Here is a 16478-nt window from a genome sequence, read left to right on the forward strand (position 1 = left end):
CATGCCCGGACGCTTCTGTGGTTGTGCACTGAGCCTGGCTGCCGCGTTGGTGGGCTGTACCCAGGTCGGCCCGGATTTCCAGCCGACGCAGGACCCGTGGCTGGGCACCTGGAACACCCCGCTGCTGGAGCAGGCCGGGCAGCAGGCCGCGGCGCCCGACCTGCGCCAGTGGTGGGCCGTGTTCGCCGACCCTGCCCTGGATGCCTTGATCGCCGAGGCCGATGCCAATAACAGCAACCTGCGCGTGGCTGGTTTGCGCGTTGCCGAAGCCCGCGCCCAGTTGGCCATCGTGCAGACCGGGCGTTATCCACAGCTGCAGCAACTGCGCGCACAGAGCCTTTACCTGAAACAGGATCAGTCCGGTACCGCCACCGCTCGCGATTCGGTGTTCTGGCAATCCAGCGCGGGCTTCGACATCGGCTGGGAAATCGACTTCTGGGGGCGCTTCAGTCGCGCAATCGAAAGCGCCGACGCCGTCTACTTCGCCTCCCAGGCCAATTATGCCGATGCCATGCTGCTGTTGCGTGCGCAGGTGGCCGACACCTACTTTGCCCTGCGCACCGCCGAGGCGCGGCTGGATATCGCCGAAGAAAACGCCCGCCGCCAGGAGCGCAGCCTGGAGATAACCGAGCGGCTGTTCCGTCATGGCGAAAACGACGAACTCGACTGGCAACAGGCGCGCACCCAGTATCTGGCTACCCAGGCCACCATCCCCGAGTTCCAGAACCAGCTCAATGCCCTGCGCAACGTGCTGTGCTCGCTGCTGGGCCGCGCGCCCGGGCCGCTGCCACAGCTGGATGCCGGTCACGGCCAGTTGCCGTTGCCGAACCGTGCCGTGCTGCAGGATGTGCCCGCCCGCCTGCTGCAGCGCCGCCCGGACATCCGTGCCGCCGAGCAGGCGGTAGCGGCGCAGTCGGCGCTGGTCGGGGTGGCCGAGGCCGACCTTTATCCACAACTGAGCCTGTTGGGCAGCATCGGCTGGAGTTTCGTCACGGCCAATCATTTGCCTGATACCTTCGACATCGCCGCCGGGCCCAGCCTGATCTGGAACCCGTTCGACTACGGCCGACGCAAGAACGCTGTGCGCGTGGAAGATGCCCGCTTGCAGCAACTGATCGAGCTGTATCACCAGGATGTGCGCGAAGCCGCCCGTGAGGCCGACGATGCCGCCAGCGGGCTGGTGCGCTCGCTGCAGAGCGCAAGTATCCGCGACCAGGCCTCGCAGGCCGCGCAGCGCTCCCTGAACCTGGCCAGCTCGCAGTACCGCGAAGGCTTTGCCGACTTCCAGCGCGTGCTCGACGCCCAGCAACTGCTGCTGCAGCAACAGGACGGCTATCTGGTCAGTCGCGGCAATGCGGTCAGCAGCCTGGTGACACTGTACAAGGCCCTGGGCGGTGGCTGGGACGCCAGCCGCGCACCGATCGACCCGGCCACCCGCCAGCAGATGCAGCAACGCACCGACTGGGGTGAACTGCTTGACGAGCCAGGCCCCAGCGCACATGCACAAGGTGAAACGAAATGAGCGACACCACGCCGACGCCATCCCCGCCAGCCCCCGATCGCGGCATGCGCTGGGTGCTGCTGCTGATTGTCGTGAGCCTGCTGTGGTACCTGCTGGCCGATCGCGTCACGCCCTATACCCAGCAAGCCCGCCTGCAGGCCTACGTGGTGCCGGTGAGTGCCGAGGTGGCTGGGCAGGTGAAGCGTGTGGCGGTGGGCAACAACCAGGAAGTGCGCAAGGGCGATGTGTTGTTCGAACTGGACCAGGAGCAATATCGCATTGCCCTGGCTCGCGCCGAAGCCGACCTGGACACGGTACGCCGGCAGATCGGCGCCCACACCGCTGGCATCGACTCGGCCCAGGCGGCGCTGGTGGCAGCCCAGGCCAACGAGCGCAAGGCCCGGCAGGACGCCGAGCGGCTCAAGCGCCTGATCGATGAAGACCCGGGCACGGTGTCGGTGCGCCGCCTGGAGGGCGCCCAGGCCAGCCGCGACCAGGCCATCAGCCAGGTGGCGGCAGCCCGTGCCGAAGTTGAGCGGGCCCGTGAGCAGCAGGGCGGAGCGCAGGACGACAACGCCCAACTGCGCAGCGCGGCGGCCAATGTGGAAAAAGCCCGGCTGGACCTGGCGCGCACCATGGTACGCGCCGATGCAGACGGGTTGATCACCGACCTGCGCACCGACGTTGGCCACTATGTTGGCGCCGGCAGCCCGATGATGACCCTGATCGCTATCCATGACGTGTGGATAAGTGCCGACATGACCGAGAACAACCTAGGTCGGCTGCGCCCTGAAACCCCGGTGCTGGTAGTGCTCGATGCGCTGCCCGGCACGGTGTTGAAGGGGCGCATTCGCAGCATCGGCTACGGTGTGAGCGTAGGCCAGAGTGCCCCGCCAGGTACGTTGCCGACCGTACAGAACAGCCGCGAGTGGCTGCGCTCCGCACAGCGCTTCCCGGTTATCGTCGAACTGGAGCGTGACCAGTTGCAGGACAAGACCGTATTGCGGGTCGGTGGCCAGGCCGAAGTCATGGCCCTGCCAAGCGAGGGCAACCCATTGAACCTGCTAGGCCGGCTGTTCATGTGGCTGATGAGCTGGCTGTCGTATGCCTATTGAACTACGCCGCCTGCGTGCCCTGCGCCTGGCCTGGGGCGTGGCGCTTTGCCTGGCGGTGAGTTTCGGCATCGGCTTGCCGGTACCGATCCTGGCGCCGGTGTTCGCGGTGTTGTTGCTGGCCATGCGCAGCCAGCCCTTGCCCCTGCGTGCGGCACCGGCCTTGGCGGTGCTGGTGCTGCTTGCCTGCGGCAGCGGGCTGCTGCTGATTCCGCTGCTGCGCCATGCCCCGGTAAGCGGGGTGTTGCTGGTGAGTGTGGGGGTTTTCCTTACCTTGCGTTATGCACTGAAAGGCGGCAATGGCCTGTTGGCCAATTTGCTGGTTATCGGCCTGACCATGATCGCTGCCGCCGGCACCAGCGACTTCAGCCTGGCGCTGTCGGTGGTCGAAGCGCTGGCCAAAGGCATGCTGCTGGCGGTGCTGGGCACGGCAGCGGCGCATGTGCTGTTTCCCGAGCCGGCCGATGCGCCGGCGCAACCGGCACCGCCTCTGCTCGACAGTGACCAGGTGAGCTGGGTTGCCTTGCGTGCTACGTTGATCGTCATGCCGGCCTTCTTGCTGGCGCTGATCGCCCCGGACCAGTACATGCCGCTGATCATGAAGGCAGTGAGCCTGGGGCAGCAGGCTGGTGAGACCCGCGCACGGCATGCCAGCCGCGAACTGATCGGCTCGACCTTGCTGGCCGGGTTGCTGGCGATATTGATGTGGGGCGCGTTGAGCCTGTTCGTGCACCTGTGGATGTTTTTCCTGTGGGTGCTGCTGTTCGTTCTCTGGCAGGGGCGCAGGCTCTACCGTGCGGTGGATACCAGGCAAAGCCCGGCATACTGGATGAGTTGCCTGACGACCATGCTGATCTTGCTGGGGCAGTCGGTGCAGGACAGCGCGGGAGGGCAGGATGTTTACCGCGCCTTTGCCGTGCGCATGGCGCTATTTCTGGCGGTGTCGGTGTACGCCAGTGCCATGCTCATATGGATTGATCGGCGGCGGGTTCGGACTGCTTAGTTCTTCTGTACTGGCCTCTTCGCGGGCACGCCCGCTCCCACAGGTACAGCGACAACCTTGAGGTTTGTGCGGTCCCTGTGGGAGCGGGCATGCCCGCGAAGAGGCCAGCCCAGGAAAACCTAGGGCTTCCAGTCAACCCCACTCTCTTCAAGGTAGGCATCCACCGCTGCCCCAACAGTGGGATGAAATGCCGACTCCCCCATATGCTCGAACAACTCGAACTGCCGCATCTTGTCCTTTACCGGGTCCTTCATCTCGGCAAACTGCAACTCCACCCCCCGCGCCTCCAGCGCCCGGTCCAGCTCGGCCAGCATGTCCGCCGAGGTGATATCGATGCTGGTCACCGGCTCTGCCGCGATCACCAGCCGTTGTACCGGGGTAGGCGATGCATCCACCGCCGCCATCACCGTGCTCTGGAACTGTTCGGCATTGGCAAAGAACAGCGGGGCATCCCAACGCAGCAGCACCAGCCCCGGAATGCGTCGGGCCTGTGGATAACGCTGCACATCATGGTAACCGCGGGTGCCATCCACCCGTCCCAGCACCGCATGATGCGGCCGCCAGCCGTCCCACAGGAATTCGATCACTGATATCGCCACGGCAATGCCGATACCGGGAATCGCCCCGAACACCGCCACACCGACGAAACAGGTGAACGACAGCCAGAATTCCCATTGCTGCATGCGGAAGATGCGCTTGAGGTCGGCGAACTCGAACAGGCCCAATGCTGCGGCAATCACCACTGCCGCCAGGGCGCTGTTGGGCAGGTGTTGCATCAGGTTGGGCGCCACCAGCAGCAACAGGGTCACCGCCAGCGCGCCGATGATGCCGGTGAGCTGAGTCTGCGAGCCGGCCGCTTCGGCCACGGGGGTGCGCGATGAGCTGCTGCTGATGGGGATGCCCTGGAACAGCCCCGAGGCCAGGTTGGCCACACCCAGGCCGAACATTTCCTGGTTGGGGTTGACCGGGGCCTTCATGCGCGCGGCGTATGAACGTGACAGCACACTGGTATCGGCGAACGACACCAACGCTACTGCGATGCCGCCGAGCAGCACCTCCACCAGGTCGATATCGCTGACCCAGGGGAACACGAAGCTGGGTAGCCCCTGGGGCAGTTCGCCGAGCACTTTCACGCCTTGCTGGTCGAGCCCCAGCAGGCTCACCGCCAGCGTGGCCAGCACCACAGCAATGAGAATGCCCGGCAAACGCTTGAACGGCTTGAGCAGCAGGATCAGCGCCAGGCTACCGCCACCGACCACGAAGCTTGGCCAATGGCCATGGCCGGCGAGCAATGCCTGGATCAGGTTCCAGGTATCCCGCAGCGGGCCCTGGCTGTCGACCGACAGGCCGAACAGTTTGGGCAACTGGCTGATCAGCACCGTGAGGGCGATGCCGTTCATGTAGCCATAGCGGATCGGCTTGGACAGCAGTTCGGTGATGAAGCCCAGGCGCAGCAAACCGGCGATCACACAGAACGCCCCGGCGACCAGGGCCATCATGCTGGCGATGGCGATTGCCCGTTGCGGGTCGCTGGCGGCGTATTGCACCACCACTGCCAGGATCGGCGCGGCCAGCGCCGAGTCCGGGCCCAGCACCAGGATGCGGCTGGGGCCGAACAGGGCGTAGGCCAACAGCGGGATGATGGTGGCGTACAGGCCGTAGATGCCAGGTACGCCGGAAGCTTCGGCATAAGCGATACCCACTGGCACCAGCATGGTGGTGAGCACCAGGCCTGCGGCGATGTCTTTGGGCAGCCAGGCGGGTTGGTAGTGGAGCAGGGTGACCAGGCCGGGTAACCAGCGTTGCCAGTCGAGGCGGGTTTTTTCGGGCATGGTGCGTGCGTCCAGGGGAGGGTGCTGAATCACAGCTTAGATGCTGAATTCCGGGGCCGCTCTGCGGCCCATCGCGACACAAGGCCGCTCCTACAGGGGAATGCGTTGGTTCAGGCGACGCGTTCCGTTGTAGGAGCGGCCTTGTGTCGCGAAAGGGCTGCAAAGCAGCCCCTGATTTCAGCGGCGTTGCAAATATTGTTGGGGCTGCTCCTGAAGGGGGTGTGCATGATCAGAAAAAACAAAACCCCTTGAGGCGTTGGCCTCAAGGGGTTCGTAGGTACTGCAGTCTGGCGCTTAGACGTTGAAGCGGAAGTGCATCACGTCACCGTCCTTGACGATGTAGTCCTTGCCTTCCAAACGCCATTTACCGGCTTCCTTGGCACCGCTCTCACCCTTGAACTGGATGAAGTCGTCATAGGCCACCACTTCAGCGCGGATGAAACCTTTTTCGAAGTCGGTGTGGATCACGCCAGCGGCCTGTGGTGCGGTAGCACCGACGCGTACGGTCCAGGCGCGTACTTCCTGCACGCCGGCAGTGAAGTAGGTCTGCAGGTTCAGCAGCTCATAACCGGCGCGGATAACGCGGTTCAGGCCAGGCTCTTCCAGGCCCAGGGCCTCGAGGAACATATCCTTCTCTTCACCGTCTTCCAGTTCGGCGATTTCCGCTTCGATCTTGTTGCACACCGGCACCACTACCGCGCCTTCTTCCTCGGCGATGGCCTTGACCACGTCCAGGTGCGGGTTGTTGTCGAAGCCGTCTTCGGCCACGTTGGCGATGTACATGACCGGCTTGCTGGTCAGCAGGTGGAAGCCGCGGATGACCGCCTTGTCTTCGGCGCTCATGTTCTTCATCAGGCTGCGCGCTGGCTTGCCTTCGGTGAAGTGCGGGATCAGCTGTTCGAGGATGGCCTTCTGCGCCAGGGCTTCCTTGTCGCCGCCCTTGGCGTTGCGGGCAACCTTCTGCAGCTGCTTCTCGCAGCTGTCGAGGTCGGCGAAGATCAGCTCGAGGTCGATGATCTCGATGTCACGCTTGGGGTCGACGCTGTTGGAAACGTGGATCACGTTCTCGTCTTCGAAGCAGCGCACCACGTGGGCAATGGCGTCGGTCTCGCGGATGTTGGCGAGGAACTTGTTGCCCAGGCCTTCGCCTTTCGAGGCACCAGCCACCAGGCCGGCGATGTCGACGAACTCCATGGTGGTCGGCAGGATGCGGTTTGGCTTGACGATTTCAGCCAGTGCATTCAAGCGCGCATCGGGCATCGGCACGATGCCGCTGTTAGGCTCGATGGTGCAGAAGGGGAAGTTCTCCGCCGCGATGCCAGACTTGGTCAGGGCGTTGAACAGGGTGGACTTGCCGACGTTGGGCAGGCCGACGATGCCGCAATTGAAACCCATGGGTATTCCCCTCTCTAAAGGAAATCAGGCCTTCTGGCTGTGCAGCTCGCGCATCGCCTTGGCGAAGTCGCCGGCAAGCACGTCCGGCAGCACGCCGAGGGCAAAATCGATGCTGGCGTCGAGCTTCTCCTGCTCGGCGCGCGGCGCGCGGCCCAGGACGAAGTTGGAGACCAGTTTGGCGTCGCCCGGGTGGCCGATGCCAAGCCGCAGGCGGTGGAAGTCGTTCTGGTTGCCGAGCTGCGCGATGATGTCGCGCAGGCCGTTGTGCCCACCATGGCCACCGCCGCGCTTGAGCTTGGCGACGCCCGGGGGCAGGTCGAGTTCGTCATGCGCCACCAGGATCGCTTCCGGCTTGATGCGGAAGAAATTGGCCAAGGCCGCCACGGACTGGCCGCTACGGTTCATGTAGGTGGTGGGGATGAGCAGACGAACGTCGTTGCCCTGATGGCTGAACTTAGCCGTCAGGCCGAAATATTTGCGGTCAGCGGTCAACGAGACGCGCTGGGCGCTGGCAATGCGTTCAACGAAAAGAGCCCCTGCGTTATGCCGGGTCTGTTCGTATTCGGGGCCGGGGTTACCCAGGCCGACGATCAACTGGATGGCGGTCACGTCAGGGGCTCTTCCTTGGAGTTGGTGGGTTACAGGGCGCGCGGCACTGTAACCCGATCAACGCCGGCGCGCGAGTGGATTACTCGGCAGCGCCTTCTGCTTCTGGAGCAACGCGTGGAGCGTGAACGTTGGCAACAGCTTTGTCATCACCGTGGGCCAGAGCTACGAACTCTACGCCTTTCGGAGCTTTCAGGTCCGACAGGTGGATGATGGTGCCGATTTCAGCGTTGGCCAGGTCGACTTCGATGAACTCAGGCAGGTCTTTGGCTTCGCAGGAAACTTCGATCTCGGCTTCTACGTGGGAGATCTCGCCGCCTTTCTTGACCGGGGCTTCTTCATTGATGAAGTGAACCGGTACCTTGGCGGTCAGTTTCTGGCCAGCAACGACGCGAACGAAGTCGGCGTGCATGATGAAGCCTTTGGCCGGGTGGCGCTGCAGAGCCTTGACCACGACGTTTTGCTTGGCGCCGTCGACGTTCAGTTCCAGAACGTGGCTGAAGGCAGCCTCGTTTTCGAACAGCTTGGTGATTTCCTTGGCCAGGATGGTCAGGGACTGAGCGTCCTGGTTACCACCGTAGACAACGGCTGGGATGTTCGCGGAGTGACGCAGGCGGCGGCTCGCACCTTTCCCCAGGTCAGTACGCGCTTGGGCGTTCAGAGTGAATTCGGTCATTTTGTTTCTCCAAAGTAGCCCCCCGAGGGCGTTTGCGACCAGCGCCAACGGGGATGGCAAAAAAGCCCCGCCCCAACAACCAGTGTTGGGGCGGGGCGCTTTTCGTCAGCGTGTGTTCCGCTTAGCGGAACATCGCGCTGATCGATTCTTCGTTGCTGATGCGGCGGACCGCTTCAGCGACAACCGGTGCGATATCCAGTTGGCGGATACGGTCACAGGCTTGAGCAGCGGCGGACAGCGGAACGGTGTTGGTCACCACCAGCTCGTCCAGTACCGACTTCTCGATGTTCTCGATCGCGCGGCCCGACAGGACAGGGTGCGTGCAGTAGGCGTAAACCTTGGCAGCGCCGTGTTCTTTCAGGGCTTTGGCCGCGTGGCACAGGGTGCCGGCGGTGTCGACCATGTCGTCTACCAGGATGCAGGTGCGCCCTTCGACGTCGCCGATGATGTGCATGACCTCGGAGTGGTTAGCCTTCTCGCGGCGTTTGTCGATGATACCCAGGTCGACGCCCAGGGACTTGGCGACGGCACGTGCGCGCACGACACCACCGATGTCCGGGGAGACGATCATCAGGTTCTCGAAACGCTGGTCCTCGATATCGTCGACCAGTACGGGCGAGCCGTAGATGTTGTCGACCGGGATATCGAAGAAACCCTGGATCTGGTCAGCGTGCAGGTCGACGGTGAGTACACGGTCGATACCTACGACAGTGAGCATGTCAGCGACGACTTTGGCGCTGATGGCTACACGTGCCGAACGCGGACGGCGGTCCTGGCGGGCGTATCCGAAGTAAGGAATCACGGCGGTGATTCGGGATGCTGAGGAGCGGCGGAAGGCGTCGGCCATCACTACCAGTTCCATCAGGTTATCGTTGGTCGGGGCACAGGTCGGCTGAATAATGAAGACGTCTTTACCGCGGACATTCTCATTGATCTCAGTGCTGATCTCGCCGTCGGAGAACTTACCGACAGAAACGTCACCGAGAGGGATATGCAGCTGACGTACGACACGCCGAGCCAGATCGGGGTTGGCGTTCCCCGTAAAGACCATCATCTTGGACACGCGCAGTACCTGAAGGCTGAGGGTAACCTGGATGAGTATAAGGAAAATGGCAGGGGCGGCTGGATTCGAACCAACGCATGGCAGGATCAAAACCTGCTGCCTTACCGCTTGGCGACGCCCCTGTATCTGTTGCTGCGAACGCTTATGCGCTCGACTTCTTGACCAGACTTTGCAGCTTGCGATGCAACATCGAAACGTTGCTTCCTTTCGCCACAAACCCTGTTTGGGTCGCTGAAAGAAGGGCCAGAACTTTATCAGCTTCGGCTTTGCTTGGGAAGGCCCCAAACACACAACTTCCAGTACCGGTCAGTCGAGCCTCAGTGAATTTACCCAGTGAATTCAACGCATTGCGAACTTCCGGGTAACTCTGCTCTACCACCGGTTGGCAGTCATTTCGACTGTTTCCCTCGGGAACGGGGCGCATCTTAAGGGGGAGCGAATCACGTGTCAACTGTGGATGTGAAAAAATTTCTACTGTGCTGACAGACACTTGCGGCACAAGCACGACATACCAGGGCTCTTCCGGGTCAACCGGGGTCAATTGTTCACCCACGCCCTGGGCGAATGCCGCGTGGCCGCGCACGAATACCGGTACGTCGGCGCCCAGGCTCAGGCCCAGTGCGGCCAGGCGGTCTTCGTCCCAGTCCAGTTGCCACAGGTGGGCGAGGGCCAACAGGGTAGTGGCGGCATCCGAGCTGCCGCCGCCGATGCCGCCGCCCATGGGCAGCACCTTGGTCAGCCAGATATCGGCGCCCAACGTCGTGCCGGATTGTTCCTGCAGCTTGCGCGCAGCACGCACGATCAGGTTGCTGTCATGCGGCACTGCTTCGATCTCGGTGTGCAGGCGGATCACGCCGTCGTCACGCACGGCAAAGCTCAGTTCGTCGCCGTGATCGAGAAACTGGAACACGGTTTCCAGCTCGTGATAGCCGTCCGCACGGCGGCCGATGATGTGCAGCCACAGGTTGAGCTTGGCCGGAGCGGGCAGGGTGAGGGTCTGCATGTATCAGTGCCCCAGCTGGCGGGGTTGCCAGTCCTTGACCACCAGTGTCACGTCGAGGTCCTTGCCGTGCAGCTTCATACGCTCGGGCAGCCAGTAGCCGTTCTGTTCCGTGTAGCTCAGGTATTGCACCTGCCAGCCGTCCTGGTCGAGGCTGGCCAGGCGGCTGTCGCCGTCCAGGGTCAGCTTGCTCTTGCTGTCGGGGGCCGGCAGGCCGCGGACCCACCAGACCAGGTGCGAGACCGGCAACTGCCAGCCCAGTTGTTCTTCCAGCAGGGCTTCGGGGCTGAGGGCCTCGTAGCGGCCCTGGTTGGCCACTTCCAGTACCACGCCGCCGGGGCGGCCGGTCAGGCGAGCGGCGCCACGGCCCAGCGGGCCGGCCAGGCGAATGTCGTAGTAGTCCTGGCGTTGCAGCCAGAACAGCGTGCCGCTGCCGGAGTCGCGCGGGGCACGGATGCCGACCTTGCCGTTGATCTGCCAGCCATCGAGGCTGCTCAGTTGCTCTTTATGGGCGCGCCACTGCTGCGGGTCGCCGTGGCCCTGCAGGGCCTCGCGACTACCGAAGCCGGCACAGCCGGCCAGCAGGGCGATCAGGGTGAAGGTAATGCAATGGCGCAGGAACATGGCGTTAGAGAGTCTCGGATCCGGTCAGGCGCAGGATGGTATTGCGCAGGATGGGGCTGTCGGCCTGGGCTTCGAAGCCCTTGGCCCAGACCTGGCGGGCTTCGCGGCGCTTGCCGTTGGCCCATAGCACTTCGCCCAGGTGGGCGGCCACTTCGTGGTCTGGGAAGCTGGCAAAGGCCTTGCGCAGGTAGGTTTCAGCCTCGTCGAGGTTGCCCAGGCGGTAATTGACCCAACCCAGGCTGTCGAGCACCGCCGGGTCATCCGGGGTCAGCTGATGGGCCTTGTCGATCAGCGCCTTGGCTTCGCTGTAGCGGGTGGTGCGGTCGGCCAGGGTGTAGCCGAGGGCGTTCAGGGCCATGGCGTTTTCCGGCTCGCGGGCGATGATGGCGCGCAGGTCTTTTTCCATCTGCGGCAGGTCGTCACGCTTTTCCGCCAGCATGGCACGGGTGTACAGCAGGTTGAGGTCGTCCGGGTAGCGCTGGATGGCTTGCTGCAGCACCTGGCTGGCCTGGGCGTCCTTGTTGTTGTTGCTGTAGCTTTCCGATTCGATCAGGAACAGCTGTATGGCGTAGTCCGGCTGGGATTCGCGGGCATCGGCGAGCAGGCGCGAGGCTTCGGTACCACGGCCGTTGGCAATCAGGATGTCGGCCTGGCGCAGCTGCGCCGGCAGGTAGTCGGGGCCCGGGCCGACCAGGGCGTATTCACGCAGGGCGCCTGCAGGGTCGTGGCGCTCTTCGCGGATGCGGCCCAGGTTCAGGTGCGCGGCGTCGACGTTGCTGTCGCGTTCGATCAGCTCCTGCAGGTAGCCCTCGGCTTCATCCCAGTCCTTGTTTTCCAGGCACACCAGCGCCAGCGAATAGCGCAGCTCGTCGTCCTCGGGGTATTGCTGGACCAGGCTGAGGAACTCGCCCTTGGCATCGGCGATGCGGTCCTGTTCGACCAGGGTGCGCGCGTAGGTCAGGCGCAGGCGCTTGTCGTCCGGGTTGTCGCGAATCGCCCCGCGCAGCAGTGGCAGGGCCTCCGGGCCGCGGTCCAGGGCTTGCAGCAGGCGAGCGCGCAGCAGGACCGGGGCGACTTCGCCGTTTTGCGGCGGGTGCGACTCGAGTAACTCCAAGGCTTCTTCGGCCTTGCCGTCCTGGTTCAGCAGCAGGGCCTTGCCGAACACCAGCTGGCTGTTGTCCGGGTACTTCACCAGCAGGCGTTCGAAGCTTTGCAGCAAGCCGTCGCGGGTGCTCTGGTCGGTTTCGGCGGCGGACAGGGCGAGGAAATCGAAATGGGTGTCGCCTTGGCCCTGCAAGACCTTTTCCATGTAAGTCATTGAGTCGTCATAGCGGCCGGCGCGGGCCAGCTGGATGGCGGCGGCGCGCTGGGCGTCGAGGTTCTGCGGGTCGTTGCGGGCCCAGACCAGGGCGTTGTCCAGTGCCGGTTCGTCGGCGCCGAGGTATTCAGCAATGCGGTAGGCGCGCTCGGAAACCCCCGGGTCCTGGGTTTTCGCGGCCTGGTCGGTGTAGTTGGCCAGGGCGATGTCGAAGCGGTTGCGCTGGCCGGCCAGTTCGGCCACCAGCAGGCTGTAGAGCGTGTCCTGCTTGAACGAGCCATACACCACGGGTTTTTCCGCCTCGCTCTTGTCGGCCTCGGCGACGGGAGGCTCGGCCTTTTGCGGGGCCAGGCTCTGGCAGCCCTGGAGCAGGGCGAAGGCAAGCAGCAATGCGTATGGTTTGTTCATAGAAGGCTTTAAAAAGGACTCACCGGCGGTCGGAGCATGATGACACAAGCGCGGTGGCAAACCCACCTGCGAAGGTATGAAGCTGCGCTTCGCTTATGCAGACCGCGCTGTGCCCGCGCGGTTCGCCGCAGAGCCTGCCACGGCGCCCAGAACACAGAATTTTTGCTCTTGCTCTTGCTTCTGAGCGCGCGATAGTTCAGGCGCCGCAGATTGCGACTTCAGGAGGCCGAGCGAAGGGACTGCGGAGGGAGGTGACGGGCATGGATGCCCGTCAAGCGCTGAGGCCCCATGGATGGGGCCTGCAGCGCGTACTCTCGGGAGCAGGCCCATAGCGAGGGTGCCCCGGAGCGAAGCGTAGGGGCCGGATGATGGGAGCCGACGGTTTTTGGTTCCATTTTGCCACGACAAAAAGGGTTCCGCCGTAAGGGCGTCAAGGTGACGTGGCGCCACTATCGCGAATGAATGTCTACTCGATGTGAATGCCTACACCTGAAAGCAAAAAGCTTAGGGCTGATGTCTCAACAGCCAGCCTCTTGGCGTCCGATGTCACGGAATAGGCCCAAGGGGGCGCAACCAAATGCGAAATAAAATAAGTGCTCCGATAAGTGTTGGGTGCATAGCCCCTAAGACGATCAGGGTGCGCTTCATGCGTATAGGGAAGTTCGTGACCTCATCAAGGTCAACCAAGCTTTTTCGCGCATATATTTTTGGCACTGTTAGTAGTATTGATATTGAGAGTGTGCGCATTACCTTTCCAATTAGGCCTGCTTGTGAAAAGGTTTTTATTCCCGCTCACGAATGCGCTATTCGGTAGTAGTGATTCGATCCTGTCAAGATGATAGATTGATATGTAGAACGATACGCAAAGCGTGACGGTCATGGCGGCCAAAATTATAAATGCAACAATACCCGCTTCAGTGCTCATTCGCTGCCTACCTTTTCATACAATACTTCGCCGAGCGCTTCCCCTACAGCACCGCCAAGCATGCTTCCTCCTGTGGCTCCCGCAGCCCCACCAATAACAGCGCAGACAAGTACGCCTGTACCGACTGTGGGCACGCCAAGAGCGAGACAAATATTAGTGGCAATAGCACCGCCGTAGCTTGTTGCTATCCCTCCCACGGCGACACTGCCTGTCAAGGAAGATCCATGGACGTATTTAGCTTTTCTACACTCATTGTCGCGGCCAGCGGTGCAGGCTTTATGGATTTCAAGACCCGTCGCGGCGACTTCCAGCGCAATACCTATATAGGTGTCTTTTTTGATCAGGTTGGCAGCCCTGACCACACCTATGATCTTAACTGCACACCCCACAATCTCAGTCGTTTGCAAGTCCTTGCCACGCGTCGAGTGCCGGCCTTGAGTTTCCAATGATCGATTGCTGCGGGAGAACTTTGTCCTTGAACAGAATACGAAGTCGTATCTCCATTGGGTCATAGATAGTGAGACAGCACGAGTGCAAGGAATAATATGATGTGAATAGCCCAGAGGTTGACCAAGACAAGCCTTTCACGGCGCGGAAATTTTTGTACTTCCTCGATATCTGCTGCGCCCCTATAAGTGAAGATTTTGGGTGTGGCCAGTAGTGTTGCAATTTGACCAGTTCTTATCAGTTTTCCTATTAGTCCAGCATGCTTATAGTTTTTTATGTTGTCAGATACGATACGAGAGGTGGGTAAGAAAGACTCAAAGTGCTCGGTGTATTTATGTGCAACGTAAATTTGGACAGTAATTGCGATTGCGATTGAGGTGATGAGAATAAGTGCGATCAGACCCGGTTCCATATTGATCATTGCGAGAACTCTCGATATAGGAAGTCACCAAGCACCTCGCCTTTTTCTCCTCCGAAGTCACCGCCTAGCTTCCCCCCTGCGGCAGCACCAATGACTGCGCAGGTAATTGACCCCAAACCGGCCGTCCCTACTCCCAGAGCCGCACATACAAAGGGCGCAACAATGGTCCCTCCTATGTATCCACCTATGCCGCTGCCGGTCAGACCACCGGCTAATGACGCACCATTGAGAAATTTTGCACGCGTGCACTCATCTTCTCTGCCGAGCATACAGGCTTGGCGAATCGCCAGGCCCGTTGCTGCGACATCAAGCGCTATGCCAATGTAAGTACCTTTTTTTATCAAACTGGCAGCCTTGCCTACCCCGGCAACCTTATTCGCATACCCTGCAATCTCACCGGTGTGCAAATAGCGTTTCGTGGATATGGCCAGTGTCCTTTTAATCGATCCCTTGTTACGCAAATCCGAGCCGAACGCCGCCAGTTTGCCCAACTGTTCGTCAAGCTTCGAGAACAGTGCCGCACGCTTGGCATAAAACTGGTCACGGTTTTTGAGCGTCCCTGAACCCAGATGTTCTCTGTGCAATTTCTCGATCTCCAGCAACGTGTCCTGAATGGCCTTCAGATGCCTGCTCCAGCCGTCGCTGACCACGCCTGCGCCCAGTGAAGCATGGGCAAGCAAGCTCTTCAGCAACTCGAAATTATCCAGAAAAAACTCATCAGCCCCCTGGCCACTGCGCATCAGCCCCATATGCGTGATGGAGGCCTGAGACATCAGATAAGCCTCCTGACTGGTACACGAAGGTGTAGACCAGTCGCCGACGATCACCAGTTCGCCGCTTCTGACCACACTGTTGTAAATGTGTGCATTCAGGATGTCGAACTTGCTTGCGGCATGCCCGCCAAGCGCAAGGCCGGCCTTGAGCGTGTGATAGTTCTGCATCCTGGGGTTGATGAAAGCGCGGGCTTCGTACATGGCGATACCTCACGCGTACTTCTTGTTGCCGATCCGGTCCCAACCACCGGCAATATTGCCGCCGCCCGAGCCGTCGATGCGCTTCTGCAGGGTATAGGTGGTCTTGATTCTGCCGTAATCGAGGCGAACCACCTCGATAGGCACGCCGTCGGCGGCGCTCTGGGCGTAATCGGCAATGATCACTTCTTCTAGGATGATCTCGTAGTACTTCAGCTTGTCACCGCCCGCGCGGCACAGCGCGAGTTTGACTTCCTTGAGATGCTGCCCCGCGCAACTGGCCTCCATGAGTTTGCAACTGGCGCTGTCGAGAAACTTGGTAAAAGTGAAATGGCTCACTTCGGTGCGCCCCGAAGTGGCACCCCCTGCCGAGCTTGCAGTGGCAGAGGGGCTTTGGCTTACACCGAAATCATAACCGGTGACTTCAATCCACTTGCCGTACTTCTCGTCCAAGGCTTCGCCTGGAATATCGTCGATTTTCAAATACGCGTCCAAAGCCATATCTACCGCTCCTTGGTCATCATGTGGGTGAGGAATATCGATGTAGCGGCGTCAAGGCTAGGCGCGGAAAGAGGGTGGAGCAACAGCTGGGCATGTATTTGGGAAAAGGACTACAAGACTGTGGATAAGTCTTGTAGAGATATGTCAAAAGTCCTCTCGACTTGGTCGGTGTAATTAACTAAGGAGATGTCGAGCCGATGGTTCTGGTTCTTGCTTCTAAGCGCGCGGTAGTTCAGGCGCCGCCGATTGCGACTTCAGGAGGCCGAGCGAAGGGACTGCGGAGGGAGGTGACGGGCATGGATGCCCGTCAAGCGCTGAGGCCCCATGGATGGGGCCTGCAGCGCGTACTCCCGGGAGCAGGCCCGTAGCGAGGGGACCCCGGAGCGAAGCGTAGGGGCCGGATGATGGGAGCCGACGGTTTTTGGTTCCTTTTTGCCACGACAAAAAGGGACCCGCCGTAAGGGCGGAAAGGTGACTTTGCGCCGCCGTCACGAATGAATGCCTGCTCAATGTGAATGCCCACCTCCAAAAAGCCAAAAAGCCAAAAAGCTTAAGCGACGGTTTTGATATGGCGAACAGTCCGTATGCGATGGCGACGCTGACTCACCTTTTCGCCCTTACGGCGAGTCACTTTTTGCCAAACGCGGCAAAAAGTAACCAAAAAACGCTGCGCTC

At 61.4% G+C, this 16478-nt stretch carries 15 protein-coding genes and 1 tRNA gene; 4 read left to right on the forward strand and 12 right to left on the reverse strand.

What is annotated here, in order from left to right; translation table 11 throughout:
• The first annotated feature begins 1 nt into the window (after position 1).
• The 3 genes from GEV38_RS04335 to GEV38_RS04345 are packed head-to-tail and all read left to right on the forward strand — an operon-like array spanning position 2 to position 3616.
• Positions 2 to 1522 carry an efflux transporter outer membrane subunit gene (locus GEV38_RS04335; protein ID WP_054572316.1) on the forward strand — a complete coding sequence of 507 codons (1521 nt, stop codon included), beginning with the start codon at positions 2 to 4 and terminating at the stop codon, positions 1520 to 1522.
• On the forward strand, positions 1519 to 2616 hold the full coding sequence (locus tag GEV38_RS04340; protein ID WP_054572317.1) for an HlyD family secretion protein: 1098 nt from the start codon (positions 1519 to 1521) through the stop codon (positions 2614 to 2616). The genes GEV38_RS04335 and GEV38_RS04340 overlap by 4 nt, the downstream gene beginning before the upstream one ends.
• Positions 2606 to 3616: a DUF2955 domain-containing protein gene (locus tag GEV38_RS04345; protein WP_173895586.1), complete on the forward strand. Its 1011-nt coding sequence runs from the start codon at positions 2606 to 2608 to the stop codon at positions 3614 to 3616. Before GEV38_RS04340 ends, GEV38_RS04345 begins: the two co-directional genes overlap by 11 nt.
• 119 nt (positions 3617 to 3735) lie before the next feature.
• Here the strand turns inward: GEV38_RS04345 and GEV38_RS04350 are convergent, their stop codons facing one another.
• From GEV38_RS04350 to GEV38_RS04390, 9 genes are all read right to left on the reverse strand, one after another.
• Complete coding sequence (locus GEV38_RS04350; protein ID WP_054572319.1) at positions 3736 to 5448, reverse strand: SulP family inorganic anion transporter; 1713 nt, start codon at positions 5446 to 5448, stop codon at positions 3736 to 3738.
• A 294-nt stretch (positions 5449 to 5742) separates the two neighbouring features.
• On the reverse strand, positions 5743 to 6843 hold the full coding sequence (gene ychF / locus GEV38_RS04355; protein WP_013970895.1) for a redox-regulated ATPase YchF: 1101 nt from the start codon (positions 6841 to 6843) through the stop codon (positions 5743 to 5745).
• A 24-nt stretch (positions 6844 to 6867) separates the two neighbouring features.
• Positions 6868 to 7452, reverse strand: coding sequence for an aminoacyl-tRNA hydrolase (pth, locus tag GEV38_RS04360; protein WP_008099045.1), 585 nt, complete (start codon positions 7450 to 7452; stop codon positions 6868 to 6870).
• A gap of 79 nt (positions 7453 to 7531) precedes the next feature.
• Positions 7532 to 8125, reverse strand: a complete 594-nt coding sequence (locus GEV38_RS04365; protein ID WP_013970896.1) for a 50S ribosomal protein L25/general stress protein Ctc — start codon at positions 8123 to 8125, stop codon at positions 7532 to 7534.
• A 121-nt stretch (positions 8126 to 8246) separates the two neighbouring features.
• The gene (locus GEV38_RS04370; protein ID WP_003247410.1) at positions 8247 to 9188 is read right to left on the reverse strand and encodes a ribose-phosphate pyrophosphokinase; all 942 of its coding nucleotides are present in this window, start codon (positions 9186 to 9188) and stop codon (positions 8247 to 8249) included.
• Between the two features lie 47 nt (positions 9189 to 9235).
• Positions 9236 to 9310 (reverse strand) — tRNA-Gln (locus GEV38_RS04375).
• A gap of 20 nt (positions 9311 to 9330) precedes the next feature.
• Complete coding sequence (gene ispE, locus GEV38_RS04380) at positions 9331 to 10191, reverse strand: 4-(cytidine 5'-diphospho)-2-C-methyl-D-erythritol kinase (RefSeq protein ID WP_013970897.1); 861 nt, start codon at positions 10189 to 10191, stop codon at positions 9331 to 9333.
• Positions 10192 to 10194: 3 nt separating this feature from the next.
• Entirely contained in the window at positions 10195 to 10812 is a 618-nt protein-coding gene (gene lolB, locus GEV38_RS04385; protein ID WP_013970898.1) for a lipoprotein insertase outer membrane protein LolB, read from the reverse strand.
• Positions 10813 to 10816: 4 nt separating this feature from the next.
• Positions 10817 to 12538, reverse strand: a complete 1722-nt coding sequence (locus GEV38_RS04390; RefSeq protein ID WP_054572930.1) for a tetratricopeptide repeat protein — start codon at positions 12536 to 12538, stop codon at positions 10817 to 10819.
• A gap of 1149 nt (positions 12539 to 13687) precedes the next feature.
• Between GEV38_RS04390 and GEV38_RS04395 the strand changes: the two genes are divergently transcribed.
• Complete coding sequence (locus tag GEV38_RS04395; protein ID WP_015268938.1) at positions 13688 to 13912, forward strand: hypothetical protein; 225 nt, start codon at positions 13688 to 13690, stop codon at positions 13910 to 13912.
• Positions 13913 to 13971: 59 nt separating this feature from the next.
• Here GEV38_RS04395 and GEV38_RS04400 read toward each other — a convergent pair whose 3' ends face one another.
• Genes GEV38_RS04400 through GEV38_RS04410 form a run of 3 tightly spaced genes read right to left on the reverse strand, consistent with a single transcriptional unit; the run spans position 13972 to position 15803 of the window.
• Positions 13972 to 14331, reverse strand: a complete 360-nt coding sequence (locus GEV38_RS04400; protein WP_015268939.1) for a hypothetical protein — start codon at positions 14329 to 14331, stop codon at positions 13972 to 13974.
• Positions 14328 to 15305 (reverse strand): hypothetical protein, encoded by a 978-nt coding sequence (locus GEV38_RS04405; RefSeq protein WP_054572929.1) that lies wholly within the window; start codon positions 15303 to 15305, stop codon positions 14328 to 14330. Before GEV38_RS04405 ends, GEV38_RS04400 begins: the two co-directional genes overlap by 4 nt.
• A gap of 9 nt (positions 15306 to 15314) precedes the next feature.
• Complete coding sequence (locus tag GEV38_RS04410) at positions 15315 to 15803, reverse strand: type VI secretion system tube protein Hcp (RefSeq protein ID WP_015268941.1); 489 nt, start codon at positions 15801 to 15803, stop codon at positions 15315 to 15317.
• Positions 15804 to 16478: the final 675 nt, after the last annotated feature.

Origin of the sequence: Pseudomonas sp. 13159349 (assembly GCF_013305685.1) — a bacterium.
GTDB classification, from domain to species: domain Bacteria; phylum Pseudomonadota; class Gammaproteobacteria; order Pseudomonadales; family Pseudomonadaceae; genus Aquipseudomonas; species Aquipseudomonas asiatica.

Bases quoted from the DNA above. Each gene is read 5' to 3' on its own strand.
- GEV38_RS04405 (WP_054572929.1), bottom strand. From the start codon at position 15,305: ATGTACGAAGCCCGCGCTTTCATCAACCCCAGGATGCAGAACTATCAC.
- GEV38_RS04395 (WP_015268938.1), top strand. From the start codon at position 13,688: ATGGACGTATTTAGCTTTTCTACACTCATTGTCGCGGCCAGCGGTGCA.
- GEV38_RS04365 (WP_013970896.1), bottom strand. From the start codon at position 8,125: ATGACCGAATTCACTCTGAACGCCCAAGCGCGTACTGACCTGGGGAAA.
- lolB (WP_013970898.1), bottom strand. From the start codon at position 10,812: ATGTTCCTGCGCCATTGCATTACCTTCACCCTGATCGCCCTGCTGGCC.
- GEV38_RS04410 (WP_015268941.1), bottom strand. From the start codon at position 15,803: ATGGCTTTGGACGCGTATTTGAAAATCGACGATATTCCAGGCGAAGCC.
- ychF (WP_013970895.1), bottom strand. From the start codon at position 6,843: ATGGGTTTCAATTGCGGCATCGTCGGCCTGCCCAACGTCGGCAAGTCC.
- GEV38_RS04400 (WP_015268939.1), bottom strand. From the start codon at position 14,331: ATGATCAATATGGAACCGGGTCTGATCGCACTTATTCTCATCACCTCA.
- GEV38_RS04335 (WP_054572316.1), top strand. From the start codon at position 2: ATGCCCGGACGCTTCTGTGGTTGTGCACTGAGCCTGGCTGCCGCGTTG.
- GEV38_RS04340 (WP_054572317.1), top strand. From the start codon at position 1,519: ATGAGCGACACCACGCCGACGCCATCCCCGCCAGCCCCCGATCGCGGC.
- GEV38_RS04390 (WP_054572930.1), bottom strand. From the start codon at position 12,538: ATGAACAAACCATACGCATTGCTGCTTGCCTTCGCCCTGCTCCAGGGC.
- ispE (WP_013970897.1), bottom strand. From the start codon at position 10,191: ATGCAGACCCTCACCCTGCCCGCTCCGGCCAAGCTCAACCTGTGGCTG.
- GEV38_RS04350 (WP_054572319.1), bottom strand. From the start codon at position 5,448: ATGCCCGAAAAAACCCGCCTCGACTGGCAACGCTGGTTACCCGGCCTG.
- GEV38_RS04345 (WP_173895586.1), top strand. From the start codon at position 2,606: ATGCCTATTGAACTACGCCGCCTGCGTGCCCTGCGCCTGGCCTGGGGC.